At 31.8% G+C, this 20,258-nt stretch carries 20 protein-coding genes; 9 read left to right on the top strand and 11 right to left on the bottom strand.

The genetic code is table 11. The features are described 5' to 3' along the window. The 3 genes from SLH52_RS15915 to SLH52_RS15905 form a co-directional block, all read left to right on the top strand. The coding region (locus SLH52_RS15915; protein WP_320210256.1) for a CAP domain-containing protein at positions 1-289 on the top strand (289 nt) is incomplete at its 5' end. Positions 290-682: 393 nt separating this feature from the next. After that, positions 683-1,756, top strand: coding sequence for a nitric oxide synthase oxygenase (locus SLH52_RS15910; RefSeq protein ID WP_320210263.1), 1,074 nt, complete (start codon positions 683-685; stop codon positions 1,754-1,756). A 466-nt stretch (positions 1,757-2,222) separates the two neighbouring features. Beyond that, the gene (locus SLH52_RS15905; protein ID WP_320210255.1) at positions 2,223-2,945 is read left to right on the top strand and encodes a CAP domain-containing protein; all 723 of its coding nucleotides are present in this window, start codon (positions 2,223-2,225) and stop codon (positions 2,943-2,945) included. 1,060 nt (positions 2,946-4,005) lie between these two features. Here the strand turns inward: SLH52_RS15905 and SLH52_RS15900 are convergent. Both SLH52_RS15900 and SLH52_RS15895 read right to left on the bottom strand, forming a co-directional pair. After that, a complete protein-coding gene (locus SLH52_RS15900; RefSeq protein WP_320210254.1) occupies positions 4,006-5,073 on the bottom strand; it encodes a GerAB/ArcD/ProY family transporter in 1,068 nt (355 codons plus the stop codon). 575 nt (positions 5,074-5,648) lie between these two features. Then, positions 5,649-6,080, bottom strand: a complete 432-nt coding sequence (locus SLH52_RS15895) for a GNAT family N-acetyltransferase (protein WP_320210253.1) — start codon at positions 6,078-6,080, stop codon at positions 5,649-5,651. Positions 6,081-6,380: 300 nt separating this feature from the next. Here SLH52_RS15895 and SLH52_RS15890 point away from each other — a divergent pair, with 300 nt between their 5' ends. Continuing rightward, positions 6,381-6,800: a hypothetical protein gene (locus SLH52_RS15890; protein WP_320210252.1), complete on the top strand. Its 420-nt coding sequence runs from the start codon at positions 6,381-6,383 to the stop codon at positions 6,798-6,800. A gap of 585 nt (positions 6,801-7,385) precedes the next feature. On the opposite strand, the gene SLH52_RS15885 is transcribed toward SLH52_RS15890, so the two are convergent. From SLH52_RS15885 to SLH52_RS15865, 5 genes are all read right to left on the bottom strand, one after another. After that, positions 7,386-8,309, bottom strand: coding sequence for an NAD-dependent epimerase/dehydratase family protein (locus SLH52_RS15885; protein ID WP_320210251.1), 924 nt, complete (start codon positions 8,307-8,309; stop codon positions 7,386-7,388). Between the two features lie 363 nt (positions 8,310-8,672). Beyond that, a complete protein-coding gene (locus SLH52_RS15880; protein ID WP_320210250.1) occupies positions 8,673-9,437 on the bottom strand; it encodes a tyrosine-protein phosphatase in 765 nt (254 codons plus the stop codon). A gap of 435 nt (positions 9,438-9,872) precedes the next feature. Beyond that, positions 9,873-10,649, bottom strand: coding sequence for an ABC transporter permease (locus SLH52_RS15875; RefSeq protein WP_320210249.1), 777 nt, complete (start codon positions 10,647-10,649; stop codon positions 9,873-9,875). Positions 10,650-10,739: 90 nt separating this feature from the next. Next, positions 10,740-11,372, bottom strand: a complete 633-nt coding sequence (locus SLH52_RS15870; RefSeq protein ID WP_320210262.1) for an ATP-binding cassette domain-containing protein — start codon at positions 11,370-11,372, stop codon at positions 10,740-10,742. Positions 11,373-11,465: 93 nt separating this feature from the next. After that, the gene (locus SLH52_RS15865; protein WP_320210248.1) at positions 11,466-12,653 is read right to left on the bottom strand and encodes a D-alanyl-D-alanine carboxypeptidase family protein; all 1,188 of its coding nucleotides are present in this window, start codon (positions 12,651-12,653) and stop codon (positions 11,466-11,468) included. Between the two features lie 607 nt (positions 12,654-13,260). On the opposite strand from SLH52_RS15865, the gene yjcZ (SLH52_RS15860) reads away from it, so the two are divergent. Then, positions 13,261-13,386 (top strand): sporulation protein YjcZ, encoded by a 126-nt coding sequence (yjcZ, locus tag SLH52_RS15860; protein ID WP_320210247.1) that lies wholly within the window; start codon positions 13,261-13,263, stop codon positions 13,384-13,386. A 172-nt stretch (positions 13,387-13,558) separates the two neighbouring features. On the opposite strand, the gene SLH52_RS15855 is transcribed toward yjcZ (SLH52_RS15860), so the two are convergent. Beyond that, entirely contained in the window at positions 13,559-14,122 is a 564-nt protein-coding gene (locus SLH52_RS15855; RefSeq protein ID WP_320210246.1) for a DNA-3-methyladenine glycosylase I, read from the bottom strand. Positions 14,123-14,637: 515 nt separating this feature from the next. Here SLH52_RS15855 and yjcZ (SLH52_RS15850) point away from each other — a divergent pair. Next, complete coding sequence (yjcZ, locus tag SLH52_RS15850; protein WP_320210245.1) at positions 14,638-14,742, top strand: sporulation protein YjcZ; 105 nt, start codon at positions 14,638-14,640, stop codon at positions 14,740-14,742. A 203-nt stretch (positions 14,743-14,945) separates the two neighbouring features. Here yjcZ (SLH52_RS15850) and SLH52_RS15845 read toward each other — a convergent pair whose 3' ends face one another. Together SLH52_RS15845 and cspD are read right to left on the bottom strand one after the other, a co-directional pair. Continuing rightward, positions 14,946-15,254 (bottom strand): hypothetical protein, encoded by a 309-nt coding sequence (locus SLH52_RS15845; protein ID WP_320210244.1) that lies wholly within the window; start codon positions 15,252-15,254, stop codon positions 14,946-14,948. Positions 15,255-15,744: 490 nt separating this feature from the next. Then, positions 15,745-15,945, bottom strand: coding sequence for a cold-shock protein CspD (gene cspD, locus SLH52_RS15840; RefSeq protein WP_320210243.1), 201 nt, complete (start codon positions 15,943-15,945; stop codon positions 15,745-15,747). 486 nt (positions 15,946-16,431) lie between these two features. On the opposite strand from cspD, the gene SLH52_RS15835 reads away from it, so the two are divergent. The 3 genes from SLH52_RS15835 (at position 16,432) to SLH52_RS15825 (ending at position 19,830) form a co-directional block, all read left to right on the top strand. Then, entirely contained in the window at positions 16,432-16,632 is a 201-nt protein-coding gene (locus SLH52_RS15835; RefSeq protein WP_214481807.1) for a hypothetical protein, read from the top strand. A gap of 761 nt (positions 16,633-17,393) precedes the next feature. Next, positions 17,394-18,491: a glutamate 5-kinase gene (proB, locus tag SLH52_RS15830; protein ID WP_320210242.1), complete on the top strand. Its 1,098-nt coding sequence runs from the start codon at positions 17,394-17,396 to the stop codon at positions 18,489-18,491. Between the two features lie 91 nt (positions 18,492-18,582). Then, entirely contained in the window at positions 18,583-19,830 is a 1,248-nt protein-coding gene (locus SLH52_RS15825) for a glutamate-5-semialdehyde dehydrogenase (protein ID WP_320210241.1), read from the top strand. 137 nt (positions 19,831-19,967) lie between these two features. On the opposite strand, the gene SLH52_RS15820 is transcribed toward SLH52_RS15825, so the two are convergent. Then, positions 19,968-20,246, bottom strand: a complete 279-nt coding sequence (locus SLH52_RS15820) for a hypothetical protein (RefSeq protein ID WP_320210240.1) — start codon at positions 20,244-20,246, stop codon at positions 19,968-19,970. Positions 20,247-20,258: the final 12 nt, after the last annotated feature.

Below are 20,258 nucleotides of genomic sequence, written 5' to 3'. Positions count from 1 at the left end.
AAGTAAAGTAGCACGTACTAAATCTGCTGATATGCAGTCTAACAAATATTTTGACCATAATAGTCCAACTTATGGTTCACCTTTTGATATGATGAAAAAGTTCGGTATCACATATAAATCAGCTGGAGAAAATATTGCTTACGGTCAAAAAACACCTCAAGAAGTTGTGAATGCTTGGATGAATAGTGAAGGTCATCGCAAAAATATTTTAAATTCTAGCTTCACTCACATTGGTGTTGGTTACGTTGAACAAGGTAACTATTGGACTCAAATGTTTATTGGTAAATAACTAGAATTATAACTTTAAAGTCACCAATCAAATGAACAGTTTGAAGATTGGTGGCTTCTTTAATCTTATGATACACTTTGTTGCTATTTATATAATTGAGATGGCAAACAAGGTATTTATGATTGTTAAAGTTATAAAGCACAAGATGTTACAAGTTTTAATATAATCCTTGATTAAATTTTAGAAAGAACAACAATATTCAATGCGAAAATTAACTTTAGGTAAAATCCTCTAACAACATTCATCAAACTTTCATCCTAACCTGAAAATATCTTTATCACTCTCAACCTCAACTCATTATTAGCAACTATGCATGTATAGCTTGAAGTTTAACTTAATTTCTATTACACTTTCGATGAAGTAGAAAAACTGGAGGACTATTAATTGAACAACTTGTTACTTCAAGAAGCACAGCAATTTATTAAAGAATGTTACATGGAATTTAAAAAAACAGAACGAGAAGTTAATGATCGAATAACGTGCATAACAGAAGAAATTACCGAACATGGCACATACTCCCACACGTTTGAAGAGTTAGAATACGGGGCCAAGTTAGCCTGGCGCAATAGTAATCGATGTATTGGCAGACTCTTTTGGGACAGCCTAAAAGTTTTTGATTTTCGACACCTCACAACTGAAGAAGATATAGGTGATGCATTGTTCAAACATATTGATTATGCTTCGAACAATGGCAATATAAGATCCACCATTACTATTTTTAAACCAATAAAGAAAGACGGGCAAATAAGGATATGGAACCATCAATTAATTCGTTACGCTGGCTATGAAACGGACAATGGTGTAATCGGAGATCCAAGCTCCATCCCCTTCACTAAACAATGCCAACAGCTCGGTTGGAAAGGTGAAGGTACACACTTTGATTTATTACCGATTGTCATACAAATAAATAATAACATACCTAAATTTTTTCATATCCCTAAAGAAAAAGTCATTGAAGTACATTTACAACACCCCGAATATGCTTGGTTTAAAGATTTAAATATTAAATGGTATGCTGTTCCAATCATCTCTGATATGAAATTAGAAATTGGAGGTATACAATACACAGCTGCTCCATTTAACGGATGGTACATGGGAACAGAAATTGGTGCAAGAAACCTCGCAGATGAATTCAGGTATAATTTACTTCCCAAGGTAGCTTCTTTAATGGGACTTGATACGACAAAGCAAGCTACTCTATGGAAAGACAGAGCACTTATTGAATTAAATACAGCTGTGTTATACTCTTATAAACATGATGGCGTTAGTATTGTTGACCATCATACTGCAAGTCAACAATTTAAGATGTTTGAACAAAAAGAGCAAGCTTGCGGGAGACAAGTTACTGGGGATTGGACATGGCTAGTCCCACCTGTATCACCTGCAACAACTCACATTTTTCACAAAGAATATAATAATTCACTTATAACGCCTAACTTCTTTAAACAAGAAAATCCGAATTTATAAATACCATTTAGATCGTAACTCATTAACATTACATCGAAGATGTAAATAGAGTTACGATTTTCTTATGTTCAACAAGAAGTTTATTAACCCCTCATCTAACCTCTTTCTAAAATTTGTTTCCGTAAGCCTATATATTATATTACAAATATATAACATGGCTTGTTAACAATTTGTAATGAAATTGTCTTAAAAGTTAGCAGTAGAAAATGTGTCAACAGTCAAATTAATGTATTATTTATCAGTAATGGATTTTAATAGTAAAATATTTTTTAATGTATTTATTTGGTAATGTCTTATATTCACTTAAGTGATCACTGTTTCCATCAAATTAAAACTATTAGGACATTCTTATATATGTCACTGGCATGTTCTCCCTTAATTATTACAAAAATTTCATGATATAGTTGATGTAAGAGAGAAATAAAACTAGATACAATTTTGTTAAACACCGAGGAGGAATAACACTATGAAAAAAGGAATATTACTATCTACTGCAACTGCTATGACTCTATTATTTGCTTCACCAGGAATGAGTTCAGCAGAAAGCAATCAACCTACAATAAAACCAATCGTAAAATATGAAGTGCATTCACAGATCCCACAAGAAACAATAAATGAAATGATTCAACAATTATTACAACAATTGAGCAAACAGTACAATATTAAGCTTGACATCCCAACTCAACCATCTAATGATGAACAATCTAATAATACGCCTATAGAAGAAGCTCCTGTTGTTCAACCACCGACTAGTCCACCAACACAGCCTGAAAAGCCACAGGAAGAACAACCACAAGAGGAATCTTCAGCATTAAGTAAATTTGAGCTACAAGTAGTTGAATTAACAAATGCAGAGCGTGCAAAAAGTGGACTATCTGCATTAAAAATAGACGAGAGTCTAAGTAAAGTTGCACGAACTAAGTCTGCTGATATGCAGTCTAACAAATATTTTGATCATAATAGTCCAACATACGGTTCTCCGTTTGATATGATGAAGAAATTCGGTATAACTTATAAGTCAGCTGGAGAAAACATTGCATACGGTCAGAAAACACCTCAGGAAGTTGTAAATGCTTGGATGAACAGTGAAGGTCATCGTAAAAACATCCTTAACTCAAGTTTTACTCACATCGGCGTAGGATATGTTGAGCAAGGAAATTACTGGACTCAAATGTTTATCGGTAAATAAATAGTATTCAATTTAACTATTACGCAGTGTAATTACAGTTAGTATTTCTATATATAGCATTTATAGAAATACTAACTTTTTTTATTGCTGGAACATTGTAAAAATGTTTTTATCTTTTTTCCTTCTCAATTAATTAAACGAATTAGATTAAAAAAAGTTTTAAAAATATCATAATTATATTACTAAAATAAATGATTTATATGTAATTTTATGGTACGTCTATTCATTAGTAAAATGTCACAAAATTGTCACATTTCCAGAACACTGCTGACATATTTATAGTTCATAATACTTACTAAGTGGTGAAACAATTTTTCTCTTTTTCATTTTTAGTCCTTTCTCTCACAGCAGTGAATAGGGCTATTTTTTTGGACTTAAATTATGATCTTTGATTATAGGCACTCTTCTCTTAAAATCAAGACACAGCCAGTACACTCTTTCCTAGTAACACTCACTAATAAATAGAATTCGTCCTAGTTGTAGTTTAAATACGTATTGAATCGACTTCTATACAATCTAAATAAAATGTGCAAAATAGAAAATCTTACATCCGAAGCTTTGTCGTATATATTATTTAATAGCATGGAACTTAATCAATATTGTGTATGGTATGAGCCACTTAAGTTAGATGGAACACTTGAAGTAGGTTCGATTCAGTCATAAGTACGAGAAAAAAACAATCTATTGCTCGATTTCAGCAACTCGATATCATTCTATACTTAGAGTATCAAATGTAAAGGGTGATAACATTGTTAAAAGATATGTTAAAACGTAAAAGGAAAAAAATATTCAATATTGATATATATAATGAAATCGAACAAAAAAAGCAAGAATTGATCAGAAAGTATTATTTAAATATTTGATTATACTAAACAGCTCTTCATAAGGGCTGTTTTGACTTAGCGATAACTACTTACTTTTTTTACGTAAGTTATGTTGTAAGCTTTATTAATAGTGGATTTTGATGAATTTTGTAAGGCTCAATAAATTTTTTTAAGTAAGAAAGATGCCACGGCGTAAGAAATACATGCTCGAAAATCATTACGAAAACAACATACATTCACTTCTTTCTATATAAATGGTGTACTCCTATAAGAATTAACAAAATAATTGGTAACAGCATTGCTATTAATAATTCACCTGATCGGAGCCAGTATATCCAAAGTTCTAATTCACTCCTTGTGTTTATAAACGCTGTGATTAAAGAAGAAACTAATAATAAACATAGTATTGATAAGCGCGGTGGAATCTTAGGTAAGGCTTGCTGTAAAAATTGGTCTGCTCCCCAAAAAAATAAAACAATGGTAACTAGGACTTCAAACATGAATAAGTTAACAACAAAACCTTCAACTCTTTCGACAATTGGAAATTCAACATATTCAAGCAATGTTATCACAGGGTATACATCATTTATTAATTGCTCAAAACTAAAAAATCCAAACGATATAAAACAAGTAGCTAGATAAATAAATGTGAGTAAGAGATGAGCAAATAATATAGGTCTCATAGCGGTACTCAGTTTTGAAATATAAGGGATAAAAAGTAAAGCAATTTCAACACCTAGAAAGTGTAAGCCTACTTGGTTCCCTTTCATTAATAATTCTTTTTCTCCTTCAAAAATAAATGGAGTTAATCTTGTGAACGAAAATTCTGGTATATGGAATCCTAATAAGAGTGCGATTAATATCGTTGAAAAAAATACAACAGTAGCTTTAGCGATATGATAAATTCCTCTACGAACAAGCCAGTATGTTAAAATAGCCATTAGGACAACAAATAAAATAGACATGTTCGGGTAATAGAGCATACTGAGTATTAATTGAAAATTTTTGGCTATTAATATTCCAAGGGCACCATAAAGCAATGCAACACAAATATAGAATGGACATAACAGGAACTTCGGTAGTATATCCATAATATTAAAAATTGTACGTCCCTTTCCAAAACTAAAGACTAACCCGATAAGTATTATATTTACCACAAAAAATACGGACACTATTCCAATTCCAAGCCACCCATTTGTTCCAAATGCTTCAGCTGTTATGCGGGGTAAACTAAAAATTCCTACACTGATTTGACACATATAAATAAGAGCAAATATTTGATGAGGTTGTAGTTTTTCTTGCATAGGCTTCTCCTATTAGTAAAGGTAATCCAATAATAGTAATATTGAATATTTTTTACTATTTCCAGTATTTTATTATAAAAATACTATGTCTTTAACGTAATAGAAGAATATTACTTATATGTTTTGTACATCTCAGTTGTCACACGTATCGTCTGTCTATTTTTGATAATAAAACTGGTGAATCACTCGTCACTCTAAACAATAATTGCAGATGCATTAACGTAACTACTTTTCATACAAGTAAATAATCATAAAAAAACACCCTACGCTATTATAAAGATAGGGCTATTTTCATAACATCTTATGTTCTCTGGATTTCTTAGTACTCATAATCGTGTTTACACAAAAATATAGGCCCTACTCTAGCTATCCACATAATAGTATACCTAATAAATCTTCTGTTAAAATTCTATTGTTCTCCCTCTGCCCATTTCAGTTTGTGTTCTTCAGCTTGTAAAATAGACTGAAAATGATACTATTATTTAGAAATGCGATTAACAACAGAACCTCCAATAGTATACTCCTCTCATGCAAAATAGTAATCCAATTTGCATAAACGTATTGACTTTATTCAGTTATAATCTAAATAACAACACGTTTTTATCGTATTCCTGTAAGCACCAGTTATATTTATTAATTATTGCTTCATGAATATCGTCTTCTTGCGGGCGAACTTCTTTAAAGCCATATTTTTTATAAAAATTCCCAAGGTTATCAAAGGGTATACAATAAACATTAGCAGCATCTATTTTTTTTGCTTCTTTAACTAAAAATGATACTAGTTCTCCAGCTAATTTATGCCCTCTGTATGCTGGAAGAATATAAATACCTCCCATTTCCAAATTATCCTTATCAATTTGAACTAAACGCCCTATACCTGCATTTTTTCCATTGTAAGTTACAATTGCAACAATTTCATTTTTTAAATCACTTGGAATAAATCCTGCTATCTTATACTGGTTATTAATCCATTCTACATTCTTTTCTGTTGCTAATATAATCCCCATATTCGTTCACACCTTTTAGTTTAAATTATCTTTATTGTAAACGATATGGATTTATTTGTAATTCAATGTTTGCATACAAACTAAAATTTGGTAACCTTATCGACATAAAATCTTACTATATGAACGTGTCTGTAGGTTTCAATAAGAGTTGGAATGATATGGGGATGCAATGTTTCATTTGTTTTAACCAATGGGATTAAAGATAACGGAGCGGACAAAATAGAATTTTTTTAAAATTTAACAGGAACTTTTCTTTGTTTGTTGAATTGTACATTCAATGATAATGTAGGAGGTATGTATATGGATTACAAAGTTTATCAAATCGCTGGTCAATTAGAACGGGAAAACCTTGTTGAATTAGAATCAATTCTATATGAAGAGGAGCAAGCTGGTTATAAGTTACACTCTATTATTCCTCAAACGAATGAAGGATATTGTGATAGTAATATTGTAGTATTAGAAAATGATGATAATGATCATATCGAAGTACAAATTGTCGATATCGAATCAGGAGATATAATAATTAGTTATTTAAGAAGGGATACTTCTGGTTTTCTGGCATTAGTAAAAAACAATCAAGATATAGAAATAAGAAAAAATGATACGGTTTTTAAAGGTACATTTAAATACTCTACATTTCAAATAATAGATGAAAAAGAAGAATTAATTGAGGTATTAAAAATCTACATTAAATTATTAACCCCGGTTGACGCTAACTAAAAAACGCTCCCTACACATTATAACTTCCAAAGTATACATTCTGTTATGATCATGTTTCTTACCCTGTATACACATTTCTTTTGTAACCTAAAGTGAAGAATTATATATGAATGCTACTATTCAATATAGATAACTGTTTACAAATACAAAGGATGTTATCATAATCTTTATTGTTAATATTAATGAAAAAACGAAATAAAAATCAATGCCACCGTTTTACTAGGTAATTTTCGCATTCTGTAGCTAAATGTTCTAAGATATATATAGTATTCGGGATATCTTTTTTACTTTTACAATTTTTAAGCTTTATTAAAATTTATCATATTATTTCAACATAGTATGCGAAAAGAGCTTTATACAAAGATAATATGCACAAATTTATTGCTTAAACGAAAAAGCAATGAATTTGAACATCGCTCAAATAAAACGTGGCTTAAACACAAAATACGAAGAGATTACTTTATTAACAATCAACATTTATTACAATGTTACTATCAAAAAACAACTTCAAAACATAATTTGGATATATATCCATTATGTTTTTTCTATTAGACTTTCCCTTTGTTTATATAACTTACAAATCTATCATTCTCCTACGTTCTTAATAAGATATTTTAAAGTATTCTTAATTCCTTGTTCCAGTTGGAAATTTGGATACCAATTTAACAGTTTTTGTGCTTTACTATTACTTAAATAGCTGTTATTAATTTCACCTTCTCTTCCTGTTACATACACAGGTTTAATTACTCTATTCGTAGCCTTTGCCACCAAGTCTATTAGTTCGTTAATTGACGTTTGGCTTCCTGTACTAATATTCATTATTTGATTATCACCACCGCTTAGTGCAAGATAACTTGCATTTGCAACATCTTTAACATGAATAAAGTCTCTCGTTTGATTACCATTACCAAAAACTTCAATCCGCTCATTTTCAAGGACCTTGTTTAAGAAGATAGAAATAACGCCAGCTTCACCTTTCATTCCTTGCCTTGGCCCATAGACATTAGCATATCTTAAAATACAATATTTGAGTCCATACATACTTTCGTATAACTGAATATACGTTTCTGCACATACCTTCGACACACCATAAAACGATTTTGGACTGAGCACGTGACTTTCATCCACAGGGGTTACATGAGGTTTACCGTATACCGCAGCTGTTGACGCAAAAATGATTTTTTTTACATTAAATTTGATACAGCATTGCAGTAAATTAATTGTACCTTGTATGTTCATTTTACTGTCTGCTAACGGATTTTTCATAGAATAAGGGACAGACGCTTGTGCTGCTTGATGAATGACGAATGTCGGTTTTTCTGTTAAAAATACATCTTCAAGATCAGAACTTGTAATATCAACTTGATGAAGACATACATGTCCAAGAATATTGTCCCTATCCCCATTTGACATATTATCTACTACGGTAACTTCATAATTCTCTTGCACAAGTCTTTCTACAATATGTGAACCAATAAATCCTGCTCCCCCGGTTACTAAAACTTTCAAAATCCTGCCCCCTTTCATATACATAGCTTTTATTGCTCTCCTTTTAATAGCTTCTTTTCATGTACTTTGTTGCTATTTTTACCAAATTATTACCATGAACAGTGGTTTATATGTTAGTGAAAAAAAAGATGCTAGGAACTCTAGTTGACACATGTTTATTTTTTCTTACGAAAAACAACAATCCAGACGAAAAAAGCTTTTGTAGACCGACAATTTGATGAGTGTAAAAACTCAAATATTGTAAAAGTTGCTACGAGCTCAATTTTTTACAAATATCTTTGTTTGAATACACAATGAATGTAAAAACAGCCTTTTAACAACAATCTTTTTTGCGTACGTTAAGAGAAGCTGGCTTTACCGTATTTAAATAAATAATAATTTCTTCCTTTTTTGTAATTTGACAGCCGATATAATGGGTGTTCCTTTAATAATGTGAAGAGCATTTTCCTTGAAGTAGTTCGAATAATGTATTGATAATTTTTTGTCAAGAAACGTGTATGCACATACTAAATCAAAAGATCGACTACTTGTATTGTGTGCATCTGATGCTATGAAATGCACAAGGTTTTGCTTTATTAATGATAATGTTACTTTCTGTAATCTATGTCCCCATAAGCCAATTACACTAGCTGCTGTAACTTGCGCTAATGCGCCTTGGTTAATTAAATGCAATAGTTTAGTTGGGTGTCTTCGAATTTCAGCATTCCTTTCAGCATGAGCAATGATCGGTACGTATCCCATAGATTTCATTTTTTCAAATATTTCTTCAGTGTAATGAGGTATATATTCACTAGGCAATTCAATTAACAAGTATTTATGTGAATCATTCAAAGATATGAGCTGATTCCTCTCTAGATCTTTAATGATACCTTCATATAGGCCAATTTCCATACCAGGGCAAATCGTTAACGGAATATTTTCAGATTTTAATAGTCTATTAACCTCATCTAGTTTTTCATATATTTTTGTTGGTGGATTATAGTAATTCTTAAAATCTTGGTGAGGCGTAGCAACAACATGGCTGATTCCAAATTCAATAGCTTTCTTTGCCATATCAATTGTAGTCGTTAATGTTGTAGCCCCATCGTCTAATCCATATAAAATATGGTTATGGATATCGACAACCAATTCATTCCTCCCCTTCCATTTTTATATTAATTGCTCTATTTCAAAATTATGAGAATATTGATTTAACAATATACGCAGAACGATAGCTCATTATTACAACATTACCATTTATTCTTAAGCTATTTTGGATATTATCAATATTTCACTATTGTTGGGACTTCAATTGCATTGAAAGTTCCTGTTTTTATCTCCACAAACAAGTATTTTCGTTATAAATTGAGCAGTTTCTTCCTATTGGATAAGGCTTATACGGAAGGATTTAATATATAAAGATGTTACATATACAATTTTATCTTGAAGCCGAGGTTATTATTCTCAATATTATTACGAAGTTTAGCTTTTAATTTCACTGTACTTGATTTTTTTATACACTTATACAACATCAGTCCCCCATCACATAAACTACTACTATGACGGGGGACTGACACTTTAATATTATTTTAATTGGGCTCGATTAGTGAAGAATGTTTTGTAGCCGAACTGGATAAATAAGAAAACTGATAATGATACACTTCCAGTAATGCCTAAAACGATAGCAATTTGGTATTTTATTGAAACTAACGGGTCAGCACCTGATAGGATAACTCCTGTCATCATTCCTGGTAAAAAAACAATTCCCATGCCTACCATGCTATTTATTGTTGGTAGGATAGCAGCATCAAAAGCTTGATTAACAATGGTTTTAGAAGCTTCCTTTGGTGTTGCTCCGAGCATAAGGGCAGATTCAACTAGATGTCGTTTACTTTTCATTCCTTCAATTAACGTATTCACTCCCAAGTTAATACCAGTCATTGCATTGCCAATGATCATACCTGAAATAGGTATAAAATATCTAGGATCATACCAAGGCATAAAATTGATAACGACAAAGTCGAAATACAATATCGTTGCGATTGTTCCGATAAATAACGAGATCGTTATATACCATTTTAACTCTATGGAAATAGTTTCTTTTGACCTTTTGAAAATATTATAAACAGCAAATAATTCCATAAGCAATATTATAATTATAGTTAACCAAGGGTTAGAGTGTTTAAAAACATAAGTAAGTATGTAGCCAACTAATATTAATTGAAAAGTCATGCGTATTGACGCAATTAAGATTTCTCGTTCTCTACTTATGCCTTTCCGTTTTACGATAAATAATAAAATAATAATAAATATATATGCGCTTAATAGTTGAATTAGTGAGATATCTTCAATCGTATTCATGGCTTTCACATCCTATATCACTGTTATTGTTTGCCATATGTGTAATGAAAATAATACTAAATAACTTTTGTCGTATGCTTATTAAATGTATCATTTATAAGCATTAACATCTTCCATGTTTATTATAAAATCTGAGTATGTCTCCGCGACTTTCATGGAATGTGTTACCATGACAACAGTTGTTTTCTCTGCTTTTGCACGAGAAATAAACCGCCCTATAACCAAATCCTCGGTCTCTTCATCAAGGGAAGATGTGGGCTCATCTAATAGGTACACAGGTGCTTTCATAAGCATTATTCTTGCAAAGGCGAGACGCTGCTGTTCTCCCCCTGACAATTTATTCGCATCTACATCCAACTTAGTTTGTAAGTTAAACATTGCTAACGTTTTTGATAAGACTTCATCATTCACTGATGTATAATTCTTCTCTGATAACTTAAGCCCTAAAAGCAAATTGTCTTTAACAGTTCCTTCAAATATGGCAGGATATTGTGTTAAAGTTACTACTTGACGTCTTAATTCAACTGGCTCTATTTCTTCTATAGATTTATCATTATAATAAATTACGCCACTATCACTTGATATCATATTGTTTAGCAACTTTAATAAAGTAGATTTTCCTGATCCACTTTTCCCGATAATACTTGTTACACTGCCAGTTTGGATTTGCAAAAATTTTAGTTGTAATATGTTCTTATAAGTAACATTTTCTAATTGAAACATCACAATGTCCCTGCCTCCAAATAATATTAAAAAAGTTACAATACCTTCTTGGGAATTGTAACTCTCTTCATACCTATATAAGGAATATAATAATTAGTTTACCTCTTTATAATAAGAAACATTCTTTTTCCTTTTTCTATATACTGAAATGATAATAAAAAAAACAAACAATGGAATCACAAACATAAATGAAGTTATCAACAAACTACCTTCCTTTTTTCCAGCAAGCGTTGTTTGTTCTCCATCTTTCATATTCTCATTCATGTCAACCTTATCCAACTGATACGTATTTATTACTCTATTTTGTTCTCCTAAAATGCTTAGCATTCCTTGCTCATCGGTCGACAATGAAACATCTTCGGTGCTTTTTTTAGTATAGGTCACATCCTCAGAAAGGATATATTCATTATTTTGTTCGTCAACAAATTGCTTGTTTTTCGGAATCACATTCTTTATAAAATTCTCAAAGCCATAATCAAAAAGTGCAGTCGTATCCTCATAAGCGAAATTTTTAGAGGATGCTTTTAAAACAACTGCTATTAAGTTTAAGTTTCCTTTAGTTGCAGAGGTAACTAATGTATGACCTGATTCATCAACATACCCTGTTTTGCCACCTGTAACACCGTCATACCACCTTAATAGTTCGTTATGTGTATACAGAGTCGTTTCCCAGCCTGTGCCCTTCCACTCTAATTCCACTGTACCAAATATTTCACGAAAAGTATCATTTTTCATCGCGTATTTAGTAATTTGAGCCATATCTGAGGCTGTTGTATAGTGTTCCGGATCATATAAACCGTGTGGGTTCTTGAACTGAGAATGTTGAACATTTATTTTATCTTCACTAAATTTGTTCATTCGCTCAGCGAATTTTTCTTCGCTGCCATCAAAGTATTCAGCAATAGCTACACCAGCATCATTACCTGAATTAATTAATAAACCTTGAATTAATTTAAGTAAAGTAACTTGTTCACCTACCTCTAGATAAACACGTGTACCATCAACATTCCTAGCATTTTCACTTACTGTAACTTGATCTTCTAAATTTCCTTCTTCTATAGCAATAATAGCCGTTAAAATTTTGGTTAGACTTGCTGGATACATTCTTTGATCGCCATTTTTACTATATAATACATCCCCAGTGCTTCCATCAAGTAATAACGCCGCTTCACTATTAATGTTGAAGGTCGATTCATCGGATGCATAAGCAATATAACTCTTTATTTGAATGGAGCACATAAATATAATTATTATACATAATTTCACTAGTTTCTTTATCATAGTTGCCTCCACATATGTTGTATCTAAACTAATAGACTCACTTAACTATGATATCATATATTCTTTTACTTTTCAGGCTGTTACAAAGATCTATACCCAAGTATTCATATCAATATAAAAGGATACTGCTATAAAAATGTATTCTATTACCAATCAATTCGTACAAGCAAAGCAATTATGAATACATATATTATTACTACCACCAACCTTATCTTTCATCTATCCCTATCACCACATTATCAATTTTTATATTAAACAAAGACTCTTTTCGTAAACTTGGTTGCTATGTTTACTAAAACTTGGACAGTATGATGTGTTTTATGAAAGCTCAATTATTGTATAAATAGAAAAGATTTCACGAACGGAAGGGGTTACATGTTTATATCTAATAACGGAAAGCACAACCATTGCGAACGCAGTCTTAAACAATATTATTTACTTGATTGGAGGGTTTAAAAAATGAGTCATACTACAACATTTATACCAATTTTGGTTATCGTATTATTTATCCTACTAATTATCGTCTTATGTAATTGTAATGTTGTGTACTAGACGGATACAATTTTTAAATTTAATATACACAACTTGAAAGGAGGTAGAAAATATCATGTGTTACGGTGTGTCACCAAGTTATGGTTACGGCCCATCTTCTAATAGATCATTCTCTGTAATTGTTGTGTTGTTTATTCTATTAATTATCGTACTTTTTACAGTTGCAAGAGTCGCTTATTAATTCATTATCTTCGAATATAACAAAAGAGCATTAAATATAAAGCTTACAATTATCTGCTTTTATTTCATGCTCTCTATTTGACATTCTTTAAAGTACTGTAATCTTGCCCTGGAGACCCTTTACATACGAATGAACGATCGTTCCCATTACTTAATGGATGAAAGCTTAGAAATTACGATGATTGATTGCACACGCAATCTACTACGTGATCATTTACCATACCAACAGCTTGCATAAAAGCATAACAAATTGTTGTTCCAACAAATTTAAAACCTCGTTTTTTTAAATCTTTGCTTAGCGCATCGCTAATTGGAGTTGAAACCGGTACTTCTTTTATAGATTGAAAGTGGTTTTGGATAGGCTTTCCATCAACAAATGACCATATATAGTTAGAGAAAGAGCCGACCTCTTCAACCACACTTAAATAGCTTTGTGCATTTGTAACAGCAGATCGTATTTTTAACTTATTCCGAACAATCCCCTTATCATTTAATAAGCTTTGAATCTTTTCTTCATCATATTTAGCTATTAATTCGGGATCAAACCCGTTAAATGCTTTGCGATAGTTCTCTCTCTTTTTTAAAATGGTGTACCAACTTAATCCCGCTTGTGCTCCTTCCAATATAATGTACTCAAACAAAAGACGGTCATCATAAACAGGTACACCCCACTCATGATCATGGTAATGTATATATAAAGGGTCATCATTAACCCATTCACAGCGTTTAACAGTCATATAGTATACTCCTCTCATTACATTTAAAAAACTATTTTTACTAGAACTATTTTGTTGTCATATCATATCTACAATTACTCGTATTTATCGTTTCAAGGTATGTATAGAAGAAGGTCGGAGAATAAATACAGGTGAATAGTTATAAGGTAGTTCTTCGTTAACAACATATCGTATATAATGACTCATTGACAGAATATGTATATATTTCAGATGCTATTATTCCATGATTAACTAAACTAAGTCACTGATATTTACATAATCATTCCTAAATGATTTGCATTTTCATCTGGCAGTTGTGATATTCATTGTCAATTTTCATAATAAACATTACAGCATAACAGCTACCTTATTTTAATAATTGTTCAACATCCTACTTTGAGACTGAATCAAGCAATAGTATGAACCTTATTTACGAAAGTAGTTAAGAAAATAGACGAATTAATTATGGACATTCGTACACGCAAATCACCCATTCTAACATAGGTTATAGTATATTCCGGAAAGGAGGAAAAGTTATGGTGGATGGTTATGGTGCCGGATTTGGGTCAATGTTTGCGTTTGTCATAGTCATTTTTGTTCTGTTAATTATTGTAGGTTGCGTATGTACAGGATTTTATTAAAAAATAAAAAGCTTCTATAGAAAGATATATAAAGCTAAACTAACGTTACACAGCTGATAGTAAGATGCCAAAATTTTACTATTATAAAGATAATTGGTTGCGAATTCCTGTAATCGACAACCTATACACTCCTCAACATATAGGATTCCAATAAGAGTGGTGTTTTCACCACTCTTTGCATGCGGAAATTAATGATTAATTATTTACTCATTAAATTTTATCTCATTACTACCCATAACGGTGTATGAACCAGTAGCCTTGATATCAGCAACTATACTGTGTAACCCTTCTTCTTCTAATTTAGAGAATAATTCATCAGATTTGTCAATCTTAAACATTAACATTTGATCTTTATCTAATCCAGTAATTCTAATATCATCTAATAAATGATTATAATCGGGATCAGCAAACACACCAATTGCGATTTCGTAACTAATTCGATCTGTATCAGAACCATCTAGTTCTATCTCTTCAGATTTTAAGTACCAAAAATCAAAATAAATCTTCTCCATTCAATTCATCCTTTCTGCTTATTCATTTCATTTTAGCTTCGAAAAATGAAGTGAATCATTTACCTCTAATAAAGAAAAAAACAAATTATATTTTTGATTATGAAAAAACTATGTTATAATCAATTAAACCTTTTTACTTACCTGTTTTTATTTGAGGGTGACTTATGAATAAGGCTGGGAAACATTTCTATTGTGACATACTCTTTAGTATTTACAATTAGAAATTTCGAACAAGCTCTTCTTAGTCACCCTTTTTATAATGAATCAATTACCTAAAATACAACTCACAACAATTTACATAAACGCGAATAACCGGGTTTATTTTCAAATATTTTTATAAATGAATTACAATCACATATACAACTTTCATTCGTGGGACCTTCGATCAGGTCGTATACACTTGCTACTCTAATTTAATGATAATAGTAACAAAAAACAATGCGTTGATAAAAAAAGAGACTCAAGATGAGTCTCTTTTAAAAAGTATGAATTAAAATTTTTGAACGTTAGTAGCTTGTGGTCCACGGCTACCTTCTTCAATTTCAAATGATACTTCTTGACCTTCTTCTAAAGTTTTGAATCCGTCACCTTGAATAGCTGAGTAATGTACGAATACATCGTCTCCACCTTCAACTTCGATAAATCCAAAACCTTTTTCTGAATTAAACCATTTAACTTTACCTTGTACCATTATACTTCCTCCTGTGTGGATGTTTCCCACATTGTATTACTATTCTTGCTCTTAATGATATTCAGATGAAAAGTTTAACACTCGTTCTATCCTTACATACGAACAAAAATAATTCTAATTAATAGTACCAATAAGAAGCAAAAAATGCAAATACATTTAAAAAAATAATTCAAAATAATTTTATTAAAAACATTATATTAAAGCTACCTTCAGCAGCTATGTTGGTTCAGTCACATTTCAAAGTTTCCTCACTATAGCTACAAATTGACACCATCAGTATCTCTCTTTAATTGAAATATGATATTTTGAAATTATTGTGAAATTATATTAATAACCGATTTTTTGTGTATAATCATTAACAGAAGTACAAGTTTAAGTGCTAAAATGTGAGATCAGGTTGAAACTCCTACTCATTGTATTCCCATCGATCAACAATACGAAAACAAAGTTTAAAATATCATACAATTTAGGAGGTAGGTGGTCATCATGAAAGCTGAAGAAACTAAAAAATCTCAATTAAGCTCTGGTAATATAAATGCCTTATTAGCCTTCGCTAGTCTCATGGGAGCTTTATTTTTCGCTAGCATGCAAAATCAAATTGCATATGTATTTGCCGTTGCTTTTATTTATTTTTTACTAATGTCAGTGTCTAAACTGAATTTTATTAAAAAGCGAATTAACAAATGATTCTTTTATGTCATGATCAGGTGGTTAGCATCCTCCACCTGATTAAGTTTGATCAAATTCACTAAGAACAAATTTAGCTCTATCGTAAACTTTCTTCTATTTAATAATGACCAGTAAGATGGGATTCTGCCCCAGTCCAAACAGATGCCATGAACGCTAGAAGTATACGTGCTTATTTTTTTATCCGAAAAGCAACAACCCGCGTAAATACAGCCATTTTTCAATATGAACACTGGCTACGCATTCATTGTAACTCACATCATTATCCCCTGTTCGTAAATTGTGTTGTTGTATTTACTCAATTTTAAACAACAAAATTCAGCCTTATGTAGAAGACAACAATTGATAAAGAAGTTTTATATGCGCTTATTGCTACATAATACTAATCCATGTAATTAAGGCCTCTATTTACTTCATAAAACCCCCCTCCAAATTACATATTTGACTTCAAACTGATTAAGGATAACTAGATAAATATTACTAATGAGGAATACTTTTACATCACACACTTTGGGAAGGTTCGGAAGGGTGGAGCAAAGCGAAGGTGTGGCACGGAAGACAAGGGTGCACTAAAACCAAGCATGTAGAATATAGACATAACAAAATCTCTGAAAATATTAAATATTACTTTTATTTATATGCATATATGCTGTATAATAATTAAAATTAATTTCGAAAAATGAGATTTAACAATGCATACATTGAATAACTATACCATTAAACTTAATTAATATGTATATACTCATAAGGGTGTGAACGGAATGCAACAAAGAATTGTAGTTAAGATAGGTAGTAGCTCTCTTACAACAGCTGAGGGAGAACTAAGTAGGCAAAAAATAGCGTATTTTGCTAATGAAATGTTCGAGCTTTATAAGTCTGGTTATAAAATAATATTAGTTACTTCCGGTGGAGTTGCTGCTGGGTTTAAACAAATCGGATATAAGAATCGACCAAAACAATTATTCGAAAAACAGGCTGCTGCCGCTGTAGGCCAAGCATTGTTAATGCAAGCATACAATGATGTATTTTCTAAACACGACTGTACCACAGCACAAATATTACTAACACGTGCAAACTTTACAAATCGTAAACAAATGCATAATGCATCAATGGCGATTGAGGAGCTTTTACGGCAAAAAACCATTCCAATTATCAACGAAAACGATACCGTTTCTGTAGAGGAATTAAATTTTGGTGATAATGATACTTTATCTGCTCTCGTTGCCAACTTAGTAAAAGCAAATCAATTACTCATATTTACAGACACGGATGGTTTATATACAGCAGATCCACGTAAGGATGGTAATGCAAAGAAAATTGATGTTGTTGAAGAGATTACGGAAGATATGTTTAATAATGCAGGTGACGCTGGTTCATCAGTTGGTACAGGCGGTATGCGTTCAAAAATTGAAGCTGCAAGAATCGCAATGCGCGGAGGAGTACTGGTGTTTGTCGGAAGAGCCCGTGAATATTTAGATATGACGAAAGCTGTAAACGGTAATGGCAAGGGAACATATTTCCATACACACTTGAATAATCTTCCAATGAAAAAACAATGGGTTGGCTTTCACTCCATGTCACATGGCACAATTACTGTTGATAATGGAGCAGAACATGCACTATCTTCTTGTGGTAAAAGTCTTCTGCCAGCTGGAGTGACTACAGTCGAAGGTGATTTCCATCCCGGGCATGTTGTAGAAGTAAGAAATGAAAAAGAAAATGTCATCGGACGTGGGGTTGTAAACTATGCATCGTGGCAATTGAGAGCGGCAGTAGGCCTTTCAACAGAAGAAGTTAAGAAAAGAATAGATGTACAACGTATAGAAGTCATCCATCGGGATGAATGGGTTTCCCTATAACCGTCCTACTAAGGCTGTTACCATACGCTTACTTCGATGGTTCTTTTCCCTATTAAACAAAAATAAATTAAAGACGAGGTGGTATTAATCAATGAGTGAAGTGAAAAAGAAAGCTTATCTTGCGAAAGAAGCTTCTCATAAATTGGCTAGCATTACGACAGAACAGAAAAACAATGCTCTAACCGCGATAGCAGATGCACTTGTACTTAATAAGGAGTCTATTATTGAAGCAAATAAAATAGATTTAATGAACGGCAAACAAAACGGTTTAAGTAAGTCTCTACAAGATAGATTAGCATTAAGCACTGATCGAATTATAGCAATAGCAGACGGCTTAAGACAAATCGTGGACCTTAAAGACCCTATAGGAAAAACTATAGAAGAAATACGTCCCATTAATGGCCTATATATAAAGAAAATCACCGTCCCAATCGGCTTAATTGGGATGATTTATGAAGCTCGTCCCAATGTCACAGTTGATGCAGCTGGACTATGTTTAAAAAGTGGAAATGCAGTTATATTACGAGGCGGGACATCGGCGCTTTCTTCTAACATACGTATTGTAGAAATCATGCATGATGTTCTTGACAAAACAGATATACCCAAGGATGTAATCCAACTAATTTCCAACCCAGACCGATCTTCGGTTAATGAAATGTTAACATTAAATGGGTTAGTAGATGTCGTAATTCCTAGAGGAGGTGCTTCTCTTATACAAAATGTTATACAAAATGCAACTGTTCCAGTAATCGAAACTGGTGCGGGGATTTGTCATACGTATATTGATAAAGAAGCCAACCTTACTATGGCAACAAACATTGCGTTAAACGCTAAAATCCAACGCCCATCTGTATGTAACGCTATGGAAACACTTTTACTCCATAAACAATTTGCAGAAACACATTTTCCTCAGCTTGCAAACTTGTATCGTGAAGAAAATGTGGATTTAAAAGGATGTGCAAAAGCAAAACAGCTAGCCCCATGGATTAATGATGCGACAGAAGATGATTACAACACAGAATACAATGATTATACACTAAATATAAAAATTGTTGAGCATATTGAAGAAGCATTAATCCATATCAAAACATATGGAACGCATCATTCTGAATGTATAGTAACAGAAAATAGTCAAAATGCTGAGTTGTTCTTACATGCTGTTGATGCTGCAGCTGTTTATCATAATGCATCTACTAGATTTACAGACGGTTTTGAATTTGGTTTTGGAGCAGAAATTGGGATTAGCACACAAAAATTACACGTTCGAGGACCTATGGGGCTAGAAGCATTAACTTCAACTAAATATCGAATTCATGGTACAGGACAAACTAAAAAATAAAGCTATTAATAATGTACCCCTCTTTTTCTTAATAAGAATGTTTATAGAATAGTAGATAAAATTATTAACATTCAATCTAAAAAACTCATTTGACAAATAATAGAGTCAAGTGAGTTTTTTTACTAGTTTTATATTTACTAATTACATACTTGTAAGTAACCTACGCCTTTTTCTTCAACAAACTCACCTTTTATCTCTCCGACACTTTCTATCGTTATTGAGTTCTTATTAGTAATCAGTTTCGAGGATAGCACAAAATGTATTTTAGTTATACTACTTATATCACCTTCAAAATAACGAAGAACTGGTTGTTTGATAACATATTCATTAATGTTATTGATAATCCGTAAAAAATTTTTATCTAATATCATATTGTCGATTTGGAAGATATTCATTGGATCCATATTACTAATCATAATATTACCTTC

The sequence above is a fragment of the Cytobacillus sp. IB215665 genome (assembly GCF_033963835.1).
Classification (GTDB): Bacteria; Bacillota; Bacilli; order Bacillales; family SM2101; genus Nanhaiella.
Note: the sequence above shows the minus strand (reverse complement) of the source record. Positions and strands in the feature narration are given on the sequence as shown.

Coding starts and splice junctions, on each gene's coding strand:
- SLH52_RS15905 (WP_320210255.1), top strand. CDS start 2,223: ATGAAAAAAGGAATATTACTATCTACTGCAACTGCTATGACTCTATTA.
- SLH52_RS15900 (WP_320210254.1), bottom strand. CDS start 5,073: ATGCAAGAAAAACTACAACCTCATCAAATATTTGCTCTTATTTATATG.
- SLH52_RS15895 (WP_320210253.1), bottom strand. CDS start 6,080: ATGGGGATTATATTAGCAACAGAAAAGAATGTAGAATGGATTAATAAC.
- SLH52_RS15890 (WP_320210252.1), top strand. CDS start 6,381: ATGGATTACAAAGTTTATCAAATCGCTGGTCAATTAGAACGGGAAAAC.
- SLH52_RS15875 (WP_320210249.1), bottom strand. CDS start 10,649: ATGAATACGATTGAAGATATCTCACTAATTCAACTATTAAGCGCATAT.
- SLH52_RS15870 (WP_320210262.1), bottom strand. CDS start 11,372: ATGTTTCAATTAGAAAATGTTACTTATAAGAACATATTACAACTAAAA.
- SLH52_RS15865 (WP_320210248.1), bottom strand. CDS start 12,653: ATGATAAAGAAACTAGTGAAATTATGTATAATAATTATATTTATGTGC.
- yjcZ (WP_320210247.1), top strand. CDS start 13,261: ATGTGTTACGGTGTGTCACCAAGTTATGGTTACGGCCCATCTTCTAAT.
- SLH52_RS15855 (WP_320210246.1), bottom strand. CDS start 14,122: ATGACTGTTAAACGCTGTGAATGGGTTAATGATGACCCTTTATATATA.
- yjcZ (WP_320210245.1), top strand. CDS start 14,638: ATGGTGGATGGTTATGGTGCCGGATTTGGGTCAATGTTTGCGTTTGTC.
- SLH52_RS15845 (WP_320210244.1), bottom strand. CDS start 15,254: ATGGAGAAGATTTATTTTGATTTTTGGTACTTAAAATCTGAAGAGATA.
- cspD (WP_320210243.1), bottom strand. CDS start 15,945: ATGGTACAAGGTAAAGTTAAATGGTTTAATTCAGAAAAAGGTTTTGGA.
- SLH52_RS15835 (WP_214481807.1), top strand. CDS start 16,432: ATGAAAGCTGAAGAAACTAAAAAATCTCAATTAAGCTCTGGTAATATA.
- proB (WP_320210242.1), top strand. CDS start 17,394: ATGCAACAAAGAATTGTAGTTAAGATAGGTAGTAGCTCTCTTACAACA.
- SLH52_RS15825 (WP_320210241.1), top strand. CDS start 18,583: ATGAGTGAAGTGAAAAAGAAAGCTTATCTTGCGAAAGAAGCTTCTCAT.
- SLH52_RS15820 (WP_320210240.1), bottom strand. CDS start 20,246: ATGATTAGTAATATGGATCCAATGAATATCTTCCAAATCGACAATATG.